The sequence below is a fragment of the Streptomyces sp. NPDC104761 genome (assembly GCF_055583445.1).
In genome coordinates this window covers 1-19,527 of record NZ_JBVJNZ010000031.1, presented here as the reverse complement: position 1 = coordinate 19,527, position 19,527 = coordinate 1, and the positions used below count along the sequence as shown (strand labels likewise).

The following is a 19,527-nucleotide window of genomic DNA, read 5'->3' as shown; positions in this document are numbered from 1 at the left end:
AAATAGGAACAGACTTTCGATTACGGAGTACGCTTGCCTCATGGCCACGCACCTCCAGGGCTCCCTGTTCGACCAGACCGACGAACTGCGGCTCGGCACCCTCGACGGCATCGGCCGGACCGTGCTCGGTTCCGGCGCCTGGATCGACGTGCTGCCCGGCTGGCTGAGCGGCGCCGACGCGCTGTTCGAACAGCTGGCGGCGGACGTCCCCTGGCACGCCGAGCGCCGGCAGATGTACGACAACGTCGTGGACGTACCGCGGCTGCTCGCCTACTACGGCGCCGGCGACCCGCTGCCCCACCCCGTCCTCACCGAGGCCCGCGAGGCGCTCACCCGGCACTACGCCGGGGAGCTGGGCGAGCCGTTCACCACGGCCGGGCTCTGCTACTACCGCGACGGCCGGGACAGCGTGGCCTGGCACGGCGACCGGATCGGCCGGGGTGCACGGGAGGACACCATGGTCGCGATCCTCTCCGTGGGCGCGCCCCGCGATCTGCTGCTGCGCCCGCTGCGCGGCGGCCCCTCGGTACGGCGCCCGCTCGGGCACGGCGACCTGATCGTGATGGGCGGCTCCTGCCAGCGGACCTGGGAGCACTGCGTGCCGAAGACGGCCCGGGCCGCCGGGCCGCGGATCAGCATCCAGTTCCGGCCGCAGGGCGTGCGGTGACCCGGACCTCGGCAGTGGGCCGCCCGGCGCATGTGGTTGGCTGTCCTCCGTTTCGATCGGCACGAACGGGCAAGCCGGAGTGATCATGCGGGCAGAGGTACACGAAGTCGGCAAGGGCGCCTATCTGGTGCACGGCCAGCACACCAACTGGGTGATCCTCAAGGACGGCGACGCCGTCACGCTGGTGGACACCGGCTACCCCGGGGACCGGCAGGGGCTGCTCGAATCCCTCGCGGAGGTGGGCAGTTCACCGGAGGCGGTCGCGGCCGTGCTGATCACGCACGCGCACAACGACCACCTCGGCTCGGCCGAGTACCTGCGCGACGCCCACGGCACGCCGGTCTATCTGCACGAGGCCGAAGTCCCGCACGCCCGGCGGGAGTTCCTCCAGCAGGTGTCGGTGGGCGAGGTGGTGAAGAACGCCTGGCGGCCGGGTGTGGTGCCGTGGCTGGTCCACGTGCTGCGGGTCGGCGGCACCGAGCAGCACCCGGTCAAGGCGCCCGAGGCGTTCCCGGTCGCCGACGGCCCCCTCGACCTGCCGGGGCGGCCGGTCCCGGTGCACACCCCCGGCCACACCGACGGGCACACCGTCTACCACCTGCCCGAGGCCGGTCTGGTGCTGTCCGGGGACGCGCTGGTCAGCGGCCACCGCACCTCGCGGATCGAGGGCCCGCAGCTGCTGCCCGACATGTTCCACCACGAGCGGGCCCGGGCCGTCGCCTCGCTGGAGCTGATCGGCGCCCTCGACGCCGACGCGCTGCTGCCGGGACACGGCCCGCTGCACCGCGGCTCGGTGCGGGCGGCCGCCGACCGGGCCCGGGAGCTGGCATCGTGACGCACCGGCCTTAAGGTTCGTCCCATGGCCTTGCAGATCAACGCCACCAACCCGGAGCACCCCGCGCTCCTGCTCGAACTCCCCTGGGACGTCCCGCTGGAGGAGTGGCCCGAGGACTACCTCGTGCCGCTCCCCCGCGGCATCTCGCGGCACGTGGTGCGCTACGCGCGGGCCGGCGACGAGGTCCTGGCGGTGAAGGAGCTGGCGGAGCGCCCGGCGCTGCGCGAGTACGAGCTGCTGCGCGACCTGGACCGGCTCGCCATCCCCGCGGTCGACCCGCTCGCGGTGATCACCGGCCGCACCGACACCGAAGGCGAGCCGCTGGAGTCGGTGCTGGTCACCCGGCACCTGGGCGGCTCCATGCCGTACCGCTCGATGTTCGAGACGACGATGCGCCCGGCCACCATGCACCGCCTCATGGACGCCCTGGCGGTGCTGCTGGTCCGCCTGCACCTGGCCGGGTTCGCGTGGGGCGACTGCTCGCTGTCCAACACCCTCTTCCGGCGGGACGCGGGCGCCTACGCGGCGTACCTGGTGGACGCCGAGACCGGCGACCTGCACCCGCAGCTGAGCAACGGGCAGCGGGAGTACGACCTCGACCTGGCCCGGGTGAACATCAGCGGGGAGCTGCTCGACCTGGAGGCGTCGGGGGCGCTGCACCCGTCGCTTGACCCGATCGAGTTCGGGTTCGAGATCTGCACCCGGTACGGCGAGCTGTGGGAGGAGCTGACCCGGACCTCGGTTTATCCGGCGGGCAAGTACCACTACATCGAGCGCCGGATCCGGCGGCTCAACGACCTCGGTTTCGACGTCGCGGAGATGCAGATCCAGCACTCCTCCAACGGCGACACGGTCACCTTCGTGCCGAAGGTCGTCGACGCCGGCCACCACCAGCGCCAGCTGCTGCGGCTGACCGGCCTGGACGCCGAGGAGAACCAGGCGCGGCGGCTGCTCAACGACCTGGAGAGCTGGATGGCCACCCAGGACGACTACGCCCCGGGCGACCCCCTCGCCGCCCGCCCCGAGGTGCTGGCCCACCGGTGGGTGCGGGACGTCTTCCGCCCCACCGTGCGGGCCGTGCCGCTGGAGCTGCGCGGTTCCATGGACCCGGCCGAGATCTACCACGAGCTGCTGGAACACCGCTGGTACCTGTCCGAGCGGGCGCAGCACGACATAGGCCTGGACAACGCGGTCGAGGACTACATCGAGAACGTGCTGCCCAAGGCACGGGAGACGCTGGAGCCGGTCACTCCGGAGTGAGGCCCTCGCGGAGTTGCTCGTGCGGTACGACCGCCACCGGGCAGTCGGCGTGGTGCAGCACCCCGTGCGCGACCGAGCCGATGCGGGCGCCGGCCGCGGTGCGGTGGGCGCGCCGCCCGACGACCATCAGCTGGGCGCGTCCGGCCACCGAGAGCAGCACCTGCCCGGCGCTGCCCAGCTCCACGTGCTCGGCGACCGGCACGTCCGGGAACCGCTCGCGCAGCGGCCGTACCGCCTCGGACAGCGCCTTCTTCTCGTAGGGCTCCATGCCTCCGGACTCGTCCAGCAGTTTCAGCGAGCCGGGGCTGTAGGCGAAGACCGGCGGCAGGGTCCAGGCCCGCACCACCCGGACCGTCGCACCGCGGGCCGCGGCCGTCTCGAACGCGAACTCCAGCACGGCCGAGCTGTCCTCCGGGCCGCCCTGCTGGCCCACGACGACCTCCCGCCCGGCGGCCTCGGCGGTGGGCCGGTCGCCGGCGCGCACCAGGACGACCGGGCGGGCGGCCTCGGCGATCACCTGCTGCCCGACGGAGCCCAGCAGGAACCCGACGACCCTGCCGTGCCCGCGCGAACCCAGCGCCAGCAGCTCGGCCCCGGCCGCCGCGTCGACCAGCACCTCGACCGGGCCGCCCGCCACCACGTCGACGGCCACCGCGAGCTCCGGGTACCGCCCGGTGACGGTCCGCACCGACTCGGCGACCCCGTCGGACACCCACCCGAGCTGGGCCTCCCGGTCACCGGCGAGCGCCTCGTGCTCCTCGTACCGCCAGGCGTGCACCACCCGCAACGGCAGCCCCCGGCGCACCGCTTCGCGGGCCGCCCAGTCGAGAGCGGCGAGGCTCTCCTCCGTACCGTCGACCCCTGCCGTGATCGGGCGTGTCATGCGCCGGCCTCCTCGTCCGTTCCGCTTTCGCGTGATCAGTCTTCCGCACGGGCGGGTGCCCGCTGTGCACCGTCGTACAAGAGCGAAGGGCGGCGATCGAACATACGATGGGCGGGAACCGGTACGGCGGTCGCGCTCCTCGCGGAGGGTGCGCCGTGCCGTGGAACCAACGGCTCGGGGTGGGAGACGTATGGCACAGGCTGCCGACGCAGCACGGACCGTCATCATGACCGTGGACGACGACCCGGGGGTCTCCCGTGCCGTCGCCCGGGACCTGCGGCGCCGGTACGGCGCGTCGTACCGGATCGTGCGCGCGGAGTCCGGTGACTCGGCGCTGGAGGCGCTGCGGGAGCTGAAGCTGCGCGGCGACCTGGTGGCGGTGATCCTGGCCGACTACCGGATGCCGCAGATGAACGGCATCGAGTTCCTGGAACAGGCGCTGGACGTGTACCCGGGCGCGCGACGGGTGCTGCTGACCGCGTACGCGGACACCAACGCGGCGATCGACGCGATCAACGTCGTCGATCTGGACCACTATCTGCTCAAGCCCTGGGATCCCCCGGAGGAGAAGCTCTACCCGGTCCTCGACGACCTGCTGGACGCCTGGCGGGCCAGCGACTACAAGCCGGTGCCGGCCACCAAGGTGGTCGGTCACCGCTGGTCGGCGCGCTCCTCGGACGTGCGGGAGTTCCTGGCCCGCAACCAGGTGCCGTACCGCTGGTACTCGGTGGAGGAGCCGGAGGGGCAGCGGCTGCTGGCCGCGGCCGAGGCCGACGGGACGCGGCTGCCCCTGGTGATCACGCCGGACGGCACGCCCCTGGTCGAGCCGGAGGCACCCGAGCTGGCCGCGCACGTGGGCCTGGCGACGACCCCGACGGCGGACTTCTACGACCTGGTGGTGATCGGCGGTGGCCCGGCCGGGCTCGGCTCGGCCGTGTACGGGGCGTCGGAGGGGCTGCGGACCGTGCTCGTGGAGCGGTCCGCGACCGGCGGCCAGGCCGGGCAGAGCTCGCGGATCGAGAACTACCTGGGCTTCCCGGACGGCGTGTCGGGTGCCCAGCTCACCGACCGGGCCCGGCGGCAGGCCGCCAAGTTCGGCGCGGAGATCCTGACCGCCCGCGAGGTCACGGGCCTCGAGATCAACGGTGCCGCGCGGGTGGTGCGGTTCGCGGACGGCTCGGCGGTGGCGGCGCACAGCGTGATCCTGGCGACCGGCGTGCAGTACCGGCAGCTGGAGGCCGAGGGCTGCATCGACCTGACCGGCTGCGGGGTGTTCTACGGCTCCGCGCTCACCGAGGCGACCTCCTGCCAGGGACAGGACGTGTACATCGTCGGCGGCGCCAACTCGGCCGGCCAGGCGGCGATGTACCTGTCCCGGTTCGCCAAGTCGGTGACCCTGCTGGTCCGGGGTGCCGACCTGTCGGCGTCGATGTCGTACTACCTGATCCAGCAGATCAACGAGGCCCCCAACATCGCCGTGCGCAGCCACACCGTGGTGGACGCCGCGCACGGCGCCGAACGGCTGGAGCAGCTCACCCTCCGCCACGTGCAGAGCGGGGACCGGGAACAGGTCGACGCCCAGTGGATGTTCGTCTTCATCGGGGCGGCACCGCTCACCGACTGGCTCGGCGACACGGTGCTGCGGGACGAACGCGGGTTCATCCTGGCAGGGCCGGACCTGACCGTCGACGGACGGGCGCCGGCGGGCTGGGAGCTGGACCGGCCGCCGTACCACCTGGAGACCAGCATTCCCGGCGTGTTCGTGGCGGGCGACGCACGCGCCGAGTCCGCCAAGCGTGTCGCGTCCGCCGTCGGAGAAGGAGCCATGGCAGTGATGCTCGTCCACCGGTACCTGGAGCAGTCATGAGCGGGCAGCCGATGCCGTGCAGCCCGCAGGAGATCGGCGCGCTGTTCCTGTTCGAGAAGCTGGAGCCGGAACAGCTCGGGCGGCTGTGCGCGGCGGGCCGGGTGGAACTGTTCCAGCCTGGCCCGGTCTACACCGAGGGTGAGCCTGCCACCTGCTTCTACGTGATGATCGAGGGCACGGTGGTGCTCTCCCGGCAGGTCGGCGGGGACGACGTCGAGGTGACCCGGACCTCGCAGTCCGGCGTGTACGCGGGCGCCATGCAGGCCTACCTCGGGGACCGGGTGCGGCAGGCGTACAACAACTCGATGCGGGTGACCGAGCCGACCCGGTTCTTCGTGCTGCCGGCCGACACGTTCGCGGACATCATGCGCGAGTGGTTCCCGATGGCCGTACACCTGCTGGAAGGCCTGTTCTTCGGTTCGAAGAACACCCAGGCGGCGATCGGGCAGCGCGAACGGCTGCTCGCGCTCGGCTCGTTGTCCGCCGGGCTCACCCACGAGCTCAACAACCCGGCCGCGGCGGCCGTGCGCGCCACGTCCACGCTGCGCGAGCGGGTGGCGAAGATGCGGCACAAGCTCGCGATCATCGCCGGGAGCCCCTTCTCGCGGGAACAGCTGGCCGGGCTGATCGAGATCCAGGAGCGCACCGCCGAGCGGGTCGCCAAGGCGCCGGCGCTCAGTCCGCTGGAGGCCGCCGACCGCGAGGACCTGCTCACCGACTGGCTGGAGGACCACGGCTGCGACAACGCCTGGCAGATCGCGCCGACCTTCGTGCAGGCCGGTCTCGACGTCGACTGGCTGGACCAGGTCGCGGTGGCCGTGGACGAGGAGATCCTGCCGAACTCGATCGGCTGGCTCAACTACACCGTCGAGACCGAGCTGTTGATGAACGAGATCGAGGACTCGACCACCCGGATCTCGAACCTCGTCGACGCGGCCAAGCAGTACAGCCAGCTGGACCGGGCGCCGTTCCGGGAGGTGGACGTGCACGAACTCCTCGACAGCACCCTGCTGATGCTGTCCGGGAAGATCGGGCAGGGCATCCGGGTGGTCAAGGAGTACGACCGTACGGTCCCGCCGGTCCCCGCCTATCCCGCCGAGCTCAACCAGGTGTGGACCAACCTCATCGACAACGCGGTCTCCGCGATGAGGGACGGCGAAGGCTCGGGCGACGGACACGGCACGCTGACCGTGCGGACCGCGCTCGACCACGAGCAGCTGCTGGTCGAGTTCCGGGACACCGGGACCGGGATCGCGCCGGAGATCAAGGACCGGATCTTCGACCCCTTCTTCACGACCAAGCCCGTGGGGCAGGGCACGGGGCTCGGTCTGGACATCTCCTGGCGGATCGTCGTGAACAAGCACCACGGCAGCATGCGGGTGGAGTCGGAGCCCGGCGACACCCGGTTCCAGGTGCTGCTTCCGCTGACCGCCGAGACGCCCGAGGAATCCGAGACACCTGTGGAGGCACAATGAGCGGCGACACCGCGATCGACCCGAATGTTCCGCCGAGCGGCGCCGGGTGCGTGGAGTGCGACGCGGCGGGGGGCTGGTGGTTCCATCTGCGGCGGTGCGCCCAGTGCGGGCACATCGGGTGCTGCGACGACTCGCCCGCGAAGCACGCGACGGCGCACTTCCACGAGTCCGGGCATCCGGTGATCCGTAGTTACGAGCCGGGCGAGGGCTGGTTCTGGAACTACGAGACGGAGGAATTGTTCGACGCCGGGCCGGAGTTGGCGCCGCCGGTGAGTCATCCTGCGGAGCAGTCCGTGCCGGGGCCTGCGGAGCGGGTGCCGGCGGACTGGGCCCGGGTGCTGCGGGGTTGAGCTGAGTGCCTGCGGGGGTGGGGGGTTCTGTGGTGACGGCGGCAGCGGGTTCGTCGTGGCCGGTCGCGCAGTTCCCCGCGCCCCTGGCGGGCCTCGCATGGCGCTTCTTGCGAGGATGAGGGCGTGTCGCAGAGATCTTTTGGCAGCCCTCTGATCGGGCGGGACGACGAACTGGGCCGCCTTGCCTCGGTGCTGGAGCGAGCTCGGAACGGCAGTGGGCAGGCCGTGTTGATCGCCGGGGACGCGGGGGTCGGGAAGACCCGGCTGCTGGACGAGGTCGCGGCTCGGGCCGCAGGCGCGGGGGCCACCGTCGTCACCGGGCACTGTGTCGATCTCGGGGACGTGGGGCTGCCGTATCTGCCGTTCACCGAGGTTCTCGGGGCGCTGGCGGGGGACGAGCGGTTCAAGGACGTTCTCGCCGCGCATCCCGTCGTGGAGCGGTTGCTCGGGGCCGGGCCGGACTCCTCGCGCGATGCCGACGCGCGGCTCAGGCTCTTCGAGGGCGTCGCCGGGCTGCTGGGCGAGCTGGCGGCCACCGCACCGCTGCTGCTGGTCCTGGAGGATCTGCACTGGGCCGACCAGTCGTCGCGCGACCTGCTGCGGTTCCTGCTGAGCCGGGGGGTGCTCCCCCGGCGGTTCGCACTGCTGGCCTCCTATCGGGCCGACGATCTGCACCGGCGGCATCCGCTGCGTCCGCTGCTCGCCGAGCTGGTGCGGCTGCCGGGTGTGGAGCGGCTCGAGGTGCGGCGGCTGGCCGATGCCGAGGTGACCCGGCTGGTGCGGTCGCTGGAGGAGCGGCCGCTGTCCGAGGCGACGGTGCGGGACATCGTCGAGCGGGCGGAGGGCAACGCCTTCTACACGGAGGAGCTGGTGGCCGCCGCCGACACGGACGGGATGCCCACCGGGCTCGCCGATCTGCTGCTCATCCGGGTCGAGCAGCTGTCGGAGACGGCCCAGCAGGTGCTGCGGACGGCCGCGGTCGCCGGGCGCCGGGTGGGGCACGATCTGCTGCGGGACGCGGTCGGGCTTCCGGAGGAGGAGCTGGAGTCGGCGTTGCGGGAGGCCGTGGGGCGGCAGTTGCTCGTCGCCGGGGACGGGGACACGTACGCCTTCCGGCACGCCCTCGCGCGCGAGGCCGTGTACGGCGACCTGCTGCCCGGGCAGCGGGCGCGGCTGCACGGCACGTACGCGAGGCTGCTCACCGCGCGCGGGGGCGGGGCGGAGACGGCGGCCGAGCGGGCGCACCACTACCGGGAGAGCCACGACCTGCCCGAGGCACTGGCCGCGTCGCTCGAGGCAGCGGACCACGCCCGGCGCATGGGTGCCCCGGCGGAGGAACTGCGGCGCCTGGAGACGGCCCTGGACCTGTGGACGGCCGTGCCCTGCGCGGCGCGGCCCTCGGGTGAGGGGCTGGACCCGGTGTCCTTGACCCTGCGGGCGTCGGCGGCGGCAGCGCACTCCGGCGACGCGCACCGGGCGGTGTCCCTGACCCGGGCCGCGCTGGCCGGCACCGGGCAGGACGCGGATCCCGAACTCGCCGCCCGCGTGCGGTACACCCTCGCGGGGAACCTGATGACCGTCGACAACCTCGCCGCAGCGTTCGCCTACAGCAGCGAGGCGCTGGCGATGATCCCCGCCGAACCGCCGTCCAGGACCTGGGTGTGGGCGGCTGCCACGCATGTCCTGGCGGCCCGGCAGGTCGGGGACGACGCGACCGCGTTGCGGGTGGCACGGCAGGCCCTGGAGGTCGCCGAGCGGATCGGCGCCACCGCCGCCCGGGCCGATCTGCTGATCTCCCTGGCCCGGCTGGAGGACGGCGGGCGCCGCAGCCGGGAGGGGCGGGAGCGGCTCCGGGAGGCGCGGGAGCTGGCCCGGTCCGCCGGGGACACGCCGGTGGAGATGCGGGCGCTGTTCAGCCTGGCCATCGGCTGCTTCGAGTCGGGCGAGCTGCGGGAGTGCCTGCCGTGGATCACCGAGGGGCTCGACCGGGCCCGGCGTGCGGGGCTGCTGTCCTCGCCGTACGCCCTGGAGATGCGGTATCTGCGGCTGCTGGTGCTCTACACGCTGGGCCGGTGGGACGAGTGCGTGCGGGTGGCCGGCGCGGAGGGACCGGCGCCCGGTTTCACCACGGGGCCCGTCCTGTACGTCGCCCTGGCCCGGGGCGAGCCGGATGCCGTGGCCCGCGCCGGGGCGCTGCTCGGGGAGCCCTTCGACTGGATGGGCCGGCTCGTCGGGGGAATCGTGCTGACCGACGCGGCCGCGTTGCGGGGTGATCCCGAGGAGGCCGTGGCCCGGGCGCGGGAGGCGGTCGCCGCGCTCACCGACGAGTCGGGGCGGGCGCCGGACGTGACGGTCCGGCTCGCCGCGCTCGCGCTGGCGGCGGTCGCGGACCGGACGGTCCCGTCGCGCGGCGACGGGAGTGCGGACGGCTGGACCGGCGTCGCCGGTGACCTGGTGGAGCTGGCCCGGGCCACGGCCGCGCGGCAGGGCCCTGAGGGCCAGGCCTGGCTGGCGCGGGCCGAGGCGGAGTGGGCCCGTGCCGTGTCCGGTCCCGAGGTGGCGGCCTGGGAGCGGGCGGTGGCCGCGTTCGCGTACGGCGATGTCTACGAGGCGGCCCGGGTGCGGCTGCGGTACGCCGAGGCCCTGGCGGCCGCCGGGCGGCCCGCGGAGGCCGCGGAGCAGGCGCGGGCCGCCCGGGAGACGGCGGTGGCGCTGGGGGCCGGGCCGTTGCTGGCGCGCTCGGACGCACTGCTGCGCCGGTCCGCGCCGGCGGAGCACCCGGTCTCGCCGCTGACCGCTCGCGAGCGGGACGTGCTGCGGCTGCTGGCACTGGGCCGCAGCAACCGGCAGATCGGCGAGGAACTGTTCATCACCGGCAAGACGGCGAGCGTCCATGTCTCCAACATCCTCGCCAAGCTGGGCGCGGCGAGCCGTACGGAGGCGGTGGCGATCGCCTACCGGGAACGCCTGATCACCCCCGAGCCGACGGCCCAGGGATGATCGGACGGGGGTGGCCCAGGGGTTTCAGTGGTCGCAGTCGAGGCTCGCCAGGTCGACGGAGTCGGCCATGGCCTGCATGCCCTTGTCGTTGGGGTGAAGGTGGTCGCCGCTGTCCAGGAACGGCAGCAGCCGCGCCTGGTCGTAGGGACTGCGCAGGATCCGGTCGAAGTCGGCGATCCCGTCGAACTCGCCGCTGGTGCGGATGTACTGGTTGACCTGCCGGCGTACCGCCTCGCCCGCCTGGTCCCACTCGGGCCAGCCCTCGAACGGCCCGACGGTCGAGGCGACCACGCACTTCCCGGCCGCGTGCGCCCGCCGGACGACCTCCTGGTAGCCGGCGATCAGGTCGGCCGCGGTGACCCCGGTGTGGGCCTTGATGTCGTTGATTCCCTCGAAGAGGAAGACAGTACGGAGCCCGGGCTGGGTGAGGACGTCGCGGTCGATGCGGTTCAGGGCCGCCTGTCCGGCACCGTCGGTGAGGACCTGGTTGCCGGAGATCCCCTCGTCGGCCACGCCCTTGACCTCGGTGTCCGCCTTCTGGAGCCGGCGGGCGAGGTAGTCGGGCCAGCGCCGGTTCTGGCCGCTGGTGGACGCCCAGCCGTCGGTGATGGAGTCGCCGAGCGCCGCCACCGCTCCGGTGTTCCGGTTCTTCGGCCGTACCGAGACCGAGTCCAGGTACCACCAGGAGCCGGTGGTGCCGGTCCAGTTGGCGGCGCTCTCCTCGGCGGTGTGGTCGCCCTGGGTGACGTAGGAGGTCTGCATGGCCATGCCGTGGCCGGTGGCGGGGCCGGCCGCGTCCGGGCTGTGCAGGCTGACGACCAGGTCGCTGCCGGCGGGCAGGGTGCCGGGCAGCGGGTCGCTCCACGCGGTGGCGCCGGCCGGCACGGTGACCGTGCCGGAGCCGCCGAAGGTCAGCCGCCTGTTGCTGCCCGGCACGAGGGCGGCACCCGCGCGCTGGATTCCGGCGTAGACGCTGTCCAGGGTCAGGGTCCGGTCGCCGAAGGCGTTGGAGAGGCGGACCCGCAGGCCGGTGCCGGCGGCGCTGGTGTGCACGACCAGCCGGTAGCCGCGGTCGGGGGTGCCGTCTCCCGTCCTGTCGGCGCTGGCGCCCCAGGTGACGACGTCCGGCCGGGCGGAGGCCGCCTGGACGGCGGCCTCCCGGGCGGGCACGGCCGGCTCGGGGCCGGTGCCGGTGGCTCCGGCGGACCCGGTCTGGCAGACCACCCCGACCATCAGTAAGGCGGCCAGGCGGCCGCCGGCCCGTGCGAGCCCGCCGGTCACCGCACCAGGTCCCTCAGCGTGACGGACTGGCCGGGCTTCAGCGTCACCGTCCGGGACGTCCCGCCGTAGGCGACCGTCGTGGTCCGGCCGCCCACGCTGCGGATCCGGGCCCGGGTCGGCTTGCCGTCCCGCCAGTCCAGGTCCACCACGAAGCCGCCGCGGGCGCCGGCTCCGGTGATCGAACCGGCGGCGGCCCAGGCGTCGGGCAGGGCGGGCAGCAGTTCCAGGTGGCCCGGCCGCGAGTAGAGCAGCATCTCGGCGATGGCGGCCGGCGTGCCGAAGTTGGCGTCGATCTGGAAGATGCCCCGGCCCTCCTCGACCTGGTAGATGTCGAAGAGGTTGGGTGACGTGCCGTTGCTGCCGTTGCCGGACGGCCGGAGGTTGCGGACGACGAGCTGGTAGGCCTTGTCGGCGTCCTTCAGCCGGGACCAGCACAGCGAGCGCCAGGCGTTGGCCCAGCCGAAGCTGTCCATGCCGCGTGCGGTGAGCAGTGCGGTGGCGCCCTTGACGATGTCGGCGGGGGTCGAGCCGTCGGGGCGGATCCGGTCGCCGGGGAAGAGGTTGATCAGCGGCGAGAGGTGGCGGTGGGTGGTCTCGCCGAGGTTGTCCGGGGACATCCACTCCTCCAGCCAGCCGGTCTTCGGGCTCACCACCGGCAGGTAGAGGCGGTCGCGGAGCTTGCCGATGGTGCCCGCGTATCCAGCATCCCTCTTCAGCTCGGCGGCCGCAGTCCGGAAGTTCCCGAACAGCATCCACACCTGTTCCTGGGAGTAGGTGTTGCCCTTGGCGTCCTGTGGCCCCTGCTCGGGTGACCAGTCGCTGTCCGCGATCAGCACCTCCTTCCCGTCCTCCAGGGTAGTGGTCACCAGCCGTTGCTCCCAGAACTGGCAGGCGCCCTTGAGCAGGGGGTAGATCTTCTCCAGGTGGGAGCGGGAGAGCGTGAACTCGTAGTGCTCCCAGAGGCTGTTGCACAGCCAGGCGTTGCCCGTGGGATGCCACCACCAGCCGAGTCCGCCGTAGGGGTTGGTGGAGTAGGCGACGGTCCAGCCGGCCACCTTCCCGCTGGAGTTGCGGTAGCGGTTGCGGGAGTCCTGGAACAGCCGCTGTGTGACGTCCGTCCAGGACGGGAGCTGGCTGACGCAGTAGTCGGTGAAGGCGTCGAAGCACTGCGACAGGCCGAGCCGGTCGGACATCCAGTAGTTCATCTGGATGTTGATGTCGGTGTGGTAGTCGCCCATCCAGTCCGGGTCGTTGCCGTCCAGCCAGTTGCCCTGCAGGCCCATCGGAAGGCTGTCGCGCGATCCGGCGATCATCAGATAGCGGCCGAACTGGGCGTAGGCGGCCTCCAGTTCCGGGTCGGGGTCGCCGGTGTCGGCGCGGGCCTGGATGCGCGCCCAGGTGTCGAGTTCGCGCTGCTCGGCCGTCGAGGTGCCCAGCGAGAGGTCGAACTGCCCGAACAGCGCCCGGTGATCGGCGGCGTGGGTGAGCAGCAGCGAGTCCGCCGAGTGCCGGGCGGCCGCCGTGACCTTGGTACGGGCGAGCGCCACCGGGTTCACGGAGGGGTCGCGGTAGTGGGCGGTGGCGTCCGGTGCGTAGTCCGTGCCGCCGCTGAGGACGACGGTCAGCTCACGGCAGTCGGTGAAGGTGATGTGCGGGCCGCTCACCCGCACGCTGCCGCCGCTGCCGTACGCCTTGACGGCGGCCCCGTACTTCAGTCCGTTGGCGAAGGACCCGGCGAACGACTCGGCCGTGCCGCCGGTCTCCCCGTGGGTGCCTTCCAGCGTGATGGTGCCGGTGTAGCGGCCGCCGCCGTCCTGGCCGAAGTGCAGCACGATCACGTCGTCCGGGCGGCTGGCGAAGATCTGCCGCCGGTACGTCACTCCGGAGCGGACGTAGGAGGCCGTCACCACGCCGTTGTCGAGGTCGAGGGTGCGGCGGTAGCCGGAGACGGCGCCCAGGTCGTGGTCGGGTATCTCGACGGTGAGCCGGGCGAGGAGGGTGAGGGAGCCGAAGTCGGCACGGCCGTAGGGGAACTGGCCGTCGGAGTCGAGGGTGTCGTTGAGCCCGCCGGTCCACAGCGTGGCGTCGGTGACCAAGAGGAGCTCACGGCCGGAGTCGTTGCTCGCGAGCGCACCGAGCCGGCCGTTTCCGACGGGAAGGCCCTGCGTGATCATCGAACTGTCGTCGGCGGGCGCCTGCCACCAGAGCTGGTGCCGCGCCGCGGCGAGCGGCGCGGTGGACCGCACCGGGGCGGCGGAGGCGGTGAAGGCGGGGAGCCCGGCGAGGGCTCCGGTGGCGGCGGCGAGGGTGAGGAAGCTGCGTCTGCTGGGGTGATTCTGCATGACGGTCCTTTTGCAGTATGGGGGGATACGACGCGCCCCTTGGGGGCGCGGGGAACTGCGCGACCGGCCCCCACCGGCCGGCAGTTCCCGACGACGCACGTAGCGAGGCGACCTGCCGACGCGGCTTACCGGGGCGACTTGGGCACGTCGATGCGGTCGATGTCCGGCGCGTACCCCGAGCCGCTGTCGAAGCTGATCGTGTTCGCCCCGGCCTTCAGCGTCACCGGCACGCTCACGCTCGCCACCGTCCCCCAGTCCCCGGTGGACGGGAACTTGTGGCTCGTGCCGCTCCCGGCGTTCGCCGAGACGGTGGCCGGCCGGGAGTCACCGCTGACGTAGGCGACCTTGACCAGGTAGGTGCCGGCCTTGTCGACGACGACGTTGTTGAAGGTCAGCTTGCCGCCGAGGTAGAGGTTGCCGACCTTCTTCGCACCGGAGCACGCGTCGCAGCCTGCGACGGACGCGTTGCCGCTGAGTGTGTTGCCGCTTGCCTCGGCCTCGTAGCCGGTGGAGGCGAGCGCGCCGCCCTTCGGCGTCACGGTGAACAGGCGCGAGCCGTGCGCGGGCAGCGCCTCGGTGATCTTGTTCTGGAAGCTGCCGAGGTCCTCGTGGTTCCACAGGTCCCGCACCGACGCCTTGCCGGTGAAGCCGAGCGCCGTCCAGTCGGCCGTGACCGCGGCGGGCGAGGACCCGAGGTTGAAGAGGGCGACGGTGTACGTGCCGTCGGCGTTCTTCGCGGCCCAGACCTGCTGCGGGTCGGAAGCGGTGACCGGGCGGGCCGGCGGGTTGTCGCTCTGGTCGACGCCGATGACCTCGCTGTTGGTCAGCAGGGAGAGGCCGTAGTCGTCGAGCTTGGTGATGTCGTCGCCGGTGAACAGGGGCGACTTGGCGATGGCCCACAGGGTGGCGTAGCTCTGCCGTTCGGCCTTGGTGAGGCCGTCCATCGCGCCGTTGCCGACGTCGAGGGAGTCGAGGTCGTTCCAGCCGCCGGGGCCCGCCTTGCCGGTCCAGGCCGGGGTGTCGTCCCAGCGGTCGTTGACCGAGTTCTCCCAGCTGACCAGGGTGTTGCAGTAGCACTCGACGTCGGTGTCGATGCGCCAGCCGTTGGTGTACTTCTGCCAGTCGGCGGCGTGGCCGTAGTCCAGGGACCAGGAGACCTCGAGGTGGACGGGGCGGCCGGTGGCGGCGATCGCCTGGTGCCAGGCGGCGACGTCGGCGACGTTGTCGTACTGGTCGCCGCTCTTGCCGGAGCCGGGGCCGACACCGTCGAGCTTGAGGAAGTCGTAGCCCCAGCCGGCGATCAACTGGGCCTGGGAGTCTATGTACTTCTGCGCGCAGGGCCGGTCGAAGTCGATCTTGTACGAGCTGTCCCAGCCGTTGGTGGTGCGCAGGTCGGGATAGACGATGTCGGCGGTGGTGCAGCCCTCGGCGTTCCAGATCGGCGTCTTGCCGTCGCCGTACGCGCCCTTCTCCAGGCCGACCGGGAGGTAGATGCCGGCCTTGAGGCCCTTGGCGTGGATGTGGTCGGCGACGGCCTTCATGCCGCTGGGGAAACGGGCCGGGTCGGCCTTCTGGCGGCCGTACTGGTCGTAGCCCTGCTTCCAGTTCCAGTCCATCCACCAGCCGGCGTCGATGTTGACGTAGTCGTAGCCGTACTTCTTCAGCTTGCTCGCGAGGGCGTCGGTCTGCTTGAGGACGTTGGCCTCGGTGAGGTAGCTGTAGTCGCCCTGGTCGTTGAGGCCGGGGTACTTGGACGACTGCATGCTCCAACTGGACCAGCCCATGTAGGGCTTGGCGGCGATCAGGGCGGGTGTCTGGGCCTCGGCGGCGGGCACGGCGGCGGCGAAGGCCGCGGTGAGCGCCAGTACGAGGACGGCTCTCAGCCCGCGAGCGGGCAGGTGGGGGTGCGACGGTGACCTCATGGGCCCTGCTTCCTGGGTTCGGGATCGTGGGCGGCTCAGCCCTGGGGAGTGGGGGTGATGAAGGAGTGGATCGCGGTGGCCGCGGCTCCGCGCGCCCACTCCTCGAACGGGAGCGGGCGGGTCTGGACGTCGCACCGCGCGGCGGAGTCGAAGGCGGCCGCGGTGAAGGCGTCACGGATGTGCCCGGCGAACAGGTCGTGGGCGGCCAGGCCCTCGCCGGAGATGATCACGCGCTCGGGGCCGAACAGGTTGGCCACGGTCGCGATGCCCCGGCCGATGGCCTCGCCGGCCCTGGCGTACGCCTCCCGTGCCCCTGCCTCGCCCGCGTGGGCGAGGGCCGCGGCCTCGGCCGGGCCTGCCACCTGGCGTCCCGTCACCTGCCGGACGCGGGCGACGATCGCGGCGTCCCCCGCGATCGCCTCCACGCAGCCGCGGTTGCCGCAGTGGCAGAGCGGTCCGGCCGGGTCGACGGCCACGTGCCCGATCTCGCCGGCCACGCCGTGGGCACCGGCCACCAGCCGGCCGTGGACCACCAGTCCGCAGCCGATGCCCGCCCCGACGGTGACCACGGCGAAGTCCGAGAGCCCGACGCCGGCGCCGAACCACTGCTCGGCGACGGTGAGCGCCCGCACGTCGTTCTCGACGACGGCCGGCAACCCCGTGGTCAGGGCCGCGAGTTCGGCGAGGGGAACGCCGTGCCAGTCCAGGAACGGCGAGTAGCGGGCCACCCCTTCGGCGCGGTCCACGTCTCCGGAGACCGCGATTCCGAGGCCGAGGACCGGGGCGCCGAAGTCCTCGGCCTCGACGCGCAGTCCGTCGGTGAGTTCGGCGATCGAGGTGAGGACGGCCCGCACCGCGCGGTCGGTGACCGGCAGCCGCCGGGACAGCCGGATCCGGCAGCACAGGTCGGTGAGGACGGCGATGACCGCGTCACCGGTCACCTTGACGCCGATGAACAGGGCGCGCCCGCCGTCGACCCGCACCAGGTTCGCGGGCCGTCCGAGAGCGGGCCTGCCCCCGTCGTCGGCGTCCTCGGCCAGGTATCCGGCCGCGAGCAGCGGCCGGACCGCCTTGGTCACGGCGGCCGGGGACAGCCCGGCCCGGCGGGCCGCCTCCAGCCGGGTGAGGGGGCCGTGGGACAGGACCGTGGTGAAGATCTGGGAGGCGGCCGGCGTGGACACCGGAAACGTTTCGCCACGGGTGGTCGAGCGCATGGCCGGGAACCTATGGCCCTTAATTTCCGGTGTCAATAAAAGAAACAGGAATCACCTGAAGATTCTCTGTGAGGCTCTGGGGACCTTCGAATGACCGGCGGGGCACGGCCGTTGCCCGCCGGATCATGCGGGCGTCACCCTCGCGAGGTCGAGCAGCAGGGCCTGACCGGGGTTGAGGTTCGGCAGCGGCAGTCCCGCGACCGTGAGGACGGAACCGGGCAGGGTCAGCCTGCCGTCGAGGGCCGCGGCCAGCCAGGCGGGCCCCGCCACCTGGTGGAAGGACGGCAGGCCCAGCTCGGTGCGCACCCGCACCCGGTAGGTCTCACCCGGAGCGAGGCCGGGCAGCCGTACGCGCCCGTACTGGCCCTCGGGAGAGGTCGCGAGCCGCGCCCAGCAGTAGAGGGCGGCGGCACCGTCGTACGCCACGACCCCGTGCAGCAGTGTCGAGTCGTCGGCGAGGTCGGCGCGGACCGTGCGGCCGCCGTGCAGCAGCGGGCGCAGCTCGCGGTGGAGCGCGGTCCAGGCGGTGAGGCGGGCGAGTTCCTTCGGTGAGCAGCGGGTGAGGTCCTGCTCGATGCCGGCGTGCCCGAACAGCGCGGTGGCCAGCCGCAGCGGGTCGGAGCCGACCCGCTCGGTGGTGTGGCTGGTGCGCGGGCCGACGTGGGTGCCGACCAGTTCGGGGGGCAGCAGCTGCCCGGTCCAGCGCTGGATGGCCTGGCGTTCCACGGGGTCGTTGCAGTCCGAGGCCCAGACCCGGTCGGTGCGCTCCAGGATGCCGAGGTCGACCCGGCCGCCGCCGGCCGCGCAGCTCTCGATCTCCAGGGCGGGGTGCCGCTCCCGGAGGGCGTCGATGAGCCGGTAGAGGGCCACCACCTGGGCGTGCGCCACGGGACGGTCGGCGGTGCCGTGCACGCTCTCGTGGAGTTCGCGGTTGTGGTCCCACTTGAGGTAGGCGATCCCGTACTTCTCCACCAGGGCGTCCAGCGAGTCGAGGAGGTACTGCCAGGCGTCGGGGTTGGCCAGGTCCAGTACGTGCTGGTGGCGGGCGGCCGGGCCGACCCCGCGGGCCGGGCCGAGCACCCAGCCGGGGTGCTCGCGGGCCAGGTCGGAGTCCAGGTTGACCATCTCGGGTTCCACCCACAGCCCGAACTCCATGCCGAGCGAGCGCACATGGTCCACCAGCGGGGTCAGCCCCTCCGGCCACACCACGGGGTCGACGGTCCAGTCGCCGAGCCCGGCGTCGTCCGAACGGCGGCCCCGGAACCAGCCGTCGTCCAGCACGAACCGCTCGACGCCGACCTCGGCGGCCCTGTCGGCCAGCCGCAGCAGCCGGTCCAGGTCGTGGTCGAAGTACACCGCCTCCCAGCTGTTGAGGATCACCGGGCGGGGACGGCGCGGATGGCCGGGGCGGGCCCGCAGCAGGGTGTGGAAGCGGTCCGCGAGACCGTCCAGGCCCTGCTCGGACCAGGCGAAGTGACAGACCGGGGTGGTGTACGACTCGCCGGGCGCGAGCCTGATCTCCCCCGCCCGCAGGAGTTCGCCCCCGCCGAGCACCCCGGCATGGGTGCCCGCGCCCTCCGGCAACTGCTCGGCCAGATACCGCTGGTCGCCGCTCCAGGCCACGTGCACGGCCCAGACCTCCCCGGCACCGAAGCCGAACCCGGGCACGCCGGCCGCCATGAGGTACGGCGAGTCCAGGCCGGGCTTGCCGCGCCGGACCTCCCGGCTGTGCGTGCCGAAGCCCAGCGGCCGCCGCTGGGGGGACCGCTCCCGGCTCCACTTGCCGGTGAAGTCGAGGATCTCCGCGGCCCGCCGGGGCAGCGGCAGCAGGGTGGTGACCTGCGCCAGGTCGTACGGCTCCGGGTCGGCGTCCGGGCGGCGGGCGAGCGTGGCGCGCACCCCGAGCACGCCCGAGGGTTCCAGCCGGTAGGTGACGGTGGCGTCGAGTCCGGCGCCGGGGTCGGTGAGGTGCAGGGACAGCTCCCCGCCCGCCGCCCCGGGGCGGTACGAGCTGCGGGCCAGGGTGAGCCGGGGCGCGGCGAAGGCGCCGGCGACATGGCCCTCGTGGGCCGGGGTGCCGGACCAGCCGTCGGCCTCGGTGGGCCAGACGGTGAACCGGCGGGGGATGTCGATGGAGTTGTTGAGCACGGCGGGTTCACCGGTCAGGGCGAGCGCGGCCAGGGCGTCCTGCGACAGGTCGCCGAGGTCGGCGCCCCAGTGCAGGACCCTGGGCACCGGTTCCGTGAGCTCCACGACGAGGGCGGTGCCCGCCGCGCGCAGGATGTGGATCCGCGCCGTGCTGTCCGACATGCAGAGTCCTTTCGGATCGTCCGGCCCTGGGGGGGGGGGGGGGGGGGGGGGGGGGGGGGGGGGGGGGGGGGGGGGGGGGGGGGGGGGGGGGGGGGGGGGGGGGGGGGGGGGGGGGGGGGGG

The 19,527-nt window shown here is 72.9% G+C and carries 13 protein-coding genes; 7 read left to right on the top strand and 6 right to left on the bottom strand.

What is annotated here, in order from left to right:
- Positions 1-40 precede the first annotated feature (40 nt).
- From ACZ63F_RS41930 to ACZ63F_RS41920, 3 genes are all read left to right on the top strand, one after another.
- Positions 41-667, top strand: coding sequence for an alpha-ketoglutarate-dependent dioxygenase AlkB (locus ACZ63F_RS41930; protein WP_469719214.1), 627 nt, complete (start codon positions 41-43; stop codon positions 665-667).
- A gap of 85 nt (positions 668-752) precedes the next feature.
- Complete coding sequence (locus ACZ63F_RS41925; RefSeq protein WP_469719212.1) at positions 753-1,502, top strand: MBL fold metallo-hydrolase; 750 nt, start codon at positions 753-755, stop codon at positions 1,500-1,502.
- A gap of 24 nt (positions 1,503-1,526) precedes the next feature.
- On the top strand, positions 1,527-2,762 hold the full coding sequence (locus ACZ63F_RS41920) for a DUF4032 domain-containing protein (RefSeq protein WP_351962100.1): 1,236 nt from the start codon (positions 1,527-1,529) through the stop codon (positions 2,760-2,762).
- Here the strand turns inward: ACZ63F_RS41920 and ACZ63F_RS41915 are convergent.
- Positions 2,749-3,645 (bottom strand): universal stress protein, encoded by an 897-nt coding sequence (locus tag ACZ63F_RS41915; RefSeq protein ID WP_469719210.1) that lies wholly within the window; start codon positions 3,643-3,645, stop codon positions 2,749-2,751. The genes ACZ63F_RS41920 and ACZ63F_RS41915 overlap by 14 nt on opposite strands.
- A gap of 190 nt (positions 3,646-3,835) precedes the next feature.
- Here ACZ63F_RS41915 and ACZ63F_RS41910 point away from each other — a divergent pair, with 190 nt between their 5' ends.
- The 4 genes from ACZ63F_RS41910 to ACZ63F_RS41895 all read left to right on the top strand — a co-directional run bounded on the left by ACZ63F_RS41910 (position 3,836) and on the right by ACZ63F_RS41895 (position 10,337).
- A complete protein-coding gene (locus ACZ63F_RS41910) occupies positions 3,836-5,512 on the top strand; it encodes an NAD(P)/FAD-dependent oxidoreductase (RefSeq protein ID WP_352364729.1) in 1,677 nt (558 codons plus the stop codon).
- The gene (locus ACZ63F_RS41905; RefSeq protein WP_469719207.1) at positions 5,509-6,987 is read left to right on the top strand and encodes an ATP-binding protein; all 1,479 of its coding nucleotides are present in this window, start codon (positions 5,509-5,511) and stop codon (positions 6,985-6,987) included. The genes ACZ63F_RS41910 and ACZ63F_RS41905 overlap by 4 nt, the downstream gene beginning before the upstream one ends.
- A complete protein-coding gene (locus tag ACZ63F_RS41900; protein WP_352364733.1) occupies positions 6,984-7,337 on the top strand; it encodes a UBP-type zinc finger domain-containing protein in 354 nt (117 codons plus the stop codon). Before ACZ63F_RS41905 ends, ACZ63F_RS41900 begins: the two co-directional genes overlap by 4 nt.
- Before the next feature lie 123 nt (positions 7,338-7,460).
- Entirely contained in the window at positions 7,461-10,337 is a 2,877-nt protein-coding gene (locus ACZ63F_RS41895) for a helix-turn-helix transcriptional regulator (protein ID WP_469719206.1), read from the top strand.
- Between the two features lie 24 nt (positions 10,338-10,361).
- Here ACZ63F_RS41895 and ACZ63F_RS41890 read toward each other — a convergent pair whose 3' ends face one another.
- The 5 genes from ACZ63F_RS41890 to ACZ63F_RS41870 all read right to left on the bottom strand — a co-directional run bounded on the left by ACZ63F_RS41890 (position 10,362) and on the right by ACZ63F_RS41870 (position 19,406).
- Positions 10,362-11,570: an SGNH/GDSL hydrolase family protein gene (locus ACZ63F_RS41890; RefSeq protein ID WP_469719259.1), complete on the bottom strand. Its 1,209-nt coding sequence runs from the start codon at positions 11,568-11,570 to the stop codon at positions 10,362-10,364.
- Between the two features lie 44 nt (positions 11,571-11,614).
- Positions 11,615-13,960, bottom strand: coding sequence for a glycosyl hydrolase family 95 catalytic domain-containing protein (locus ACZ63F_RS41885; protein ID WP_469719204.1), 2,346 nt, complete (start codon positions 13,958-13,960; stop codon positions 11,615-11,617).
- A 125-nt stretch (positions 13,961-14,085) separates the two neighbouring features.
- Positions 14,086-15,882 carry an alpha-galactosidase D gene (locus ACZ63F_RS41880; protein WP_469719202.1) on the bottom strand — a complete coding sequence of 599 codons (1,797 nt, stop codon included), beginning with the start codon at positions 15,880-15,882 and terminating at the stop codon, positions 14,086-14,088.
- 35 nt (positions 15,883-15,917) lie between these two features.
- Positions 15,918-17,096, bottom strand: coding sequence for an ROK family transcriptional regulator (locus tag ACZ63F_RS41875; RefSeq protein ID WP_469719200.1), 1,179 nt, complete (start codon positions 17,094-17,096; stop codon positions 15,918-15,920).
- A 123-nt stretch (positions 17,097-17,219) separates the two neighbouring features.
- Complete coding sequence (locus tag ACZ63F_RS41870) at positions 17,220-19,406, bottom strand: alpha-galactosidase (RefSeq protein WP_469719198.1); 2,187 nt, start codon at positions 19,404-19,406, stop codon at positions 17,220-17,222.
- Positions 19,407-19,527 lie beyond the last annotated feature (121 nt).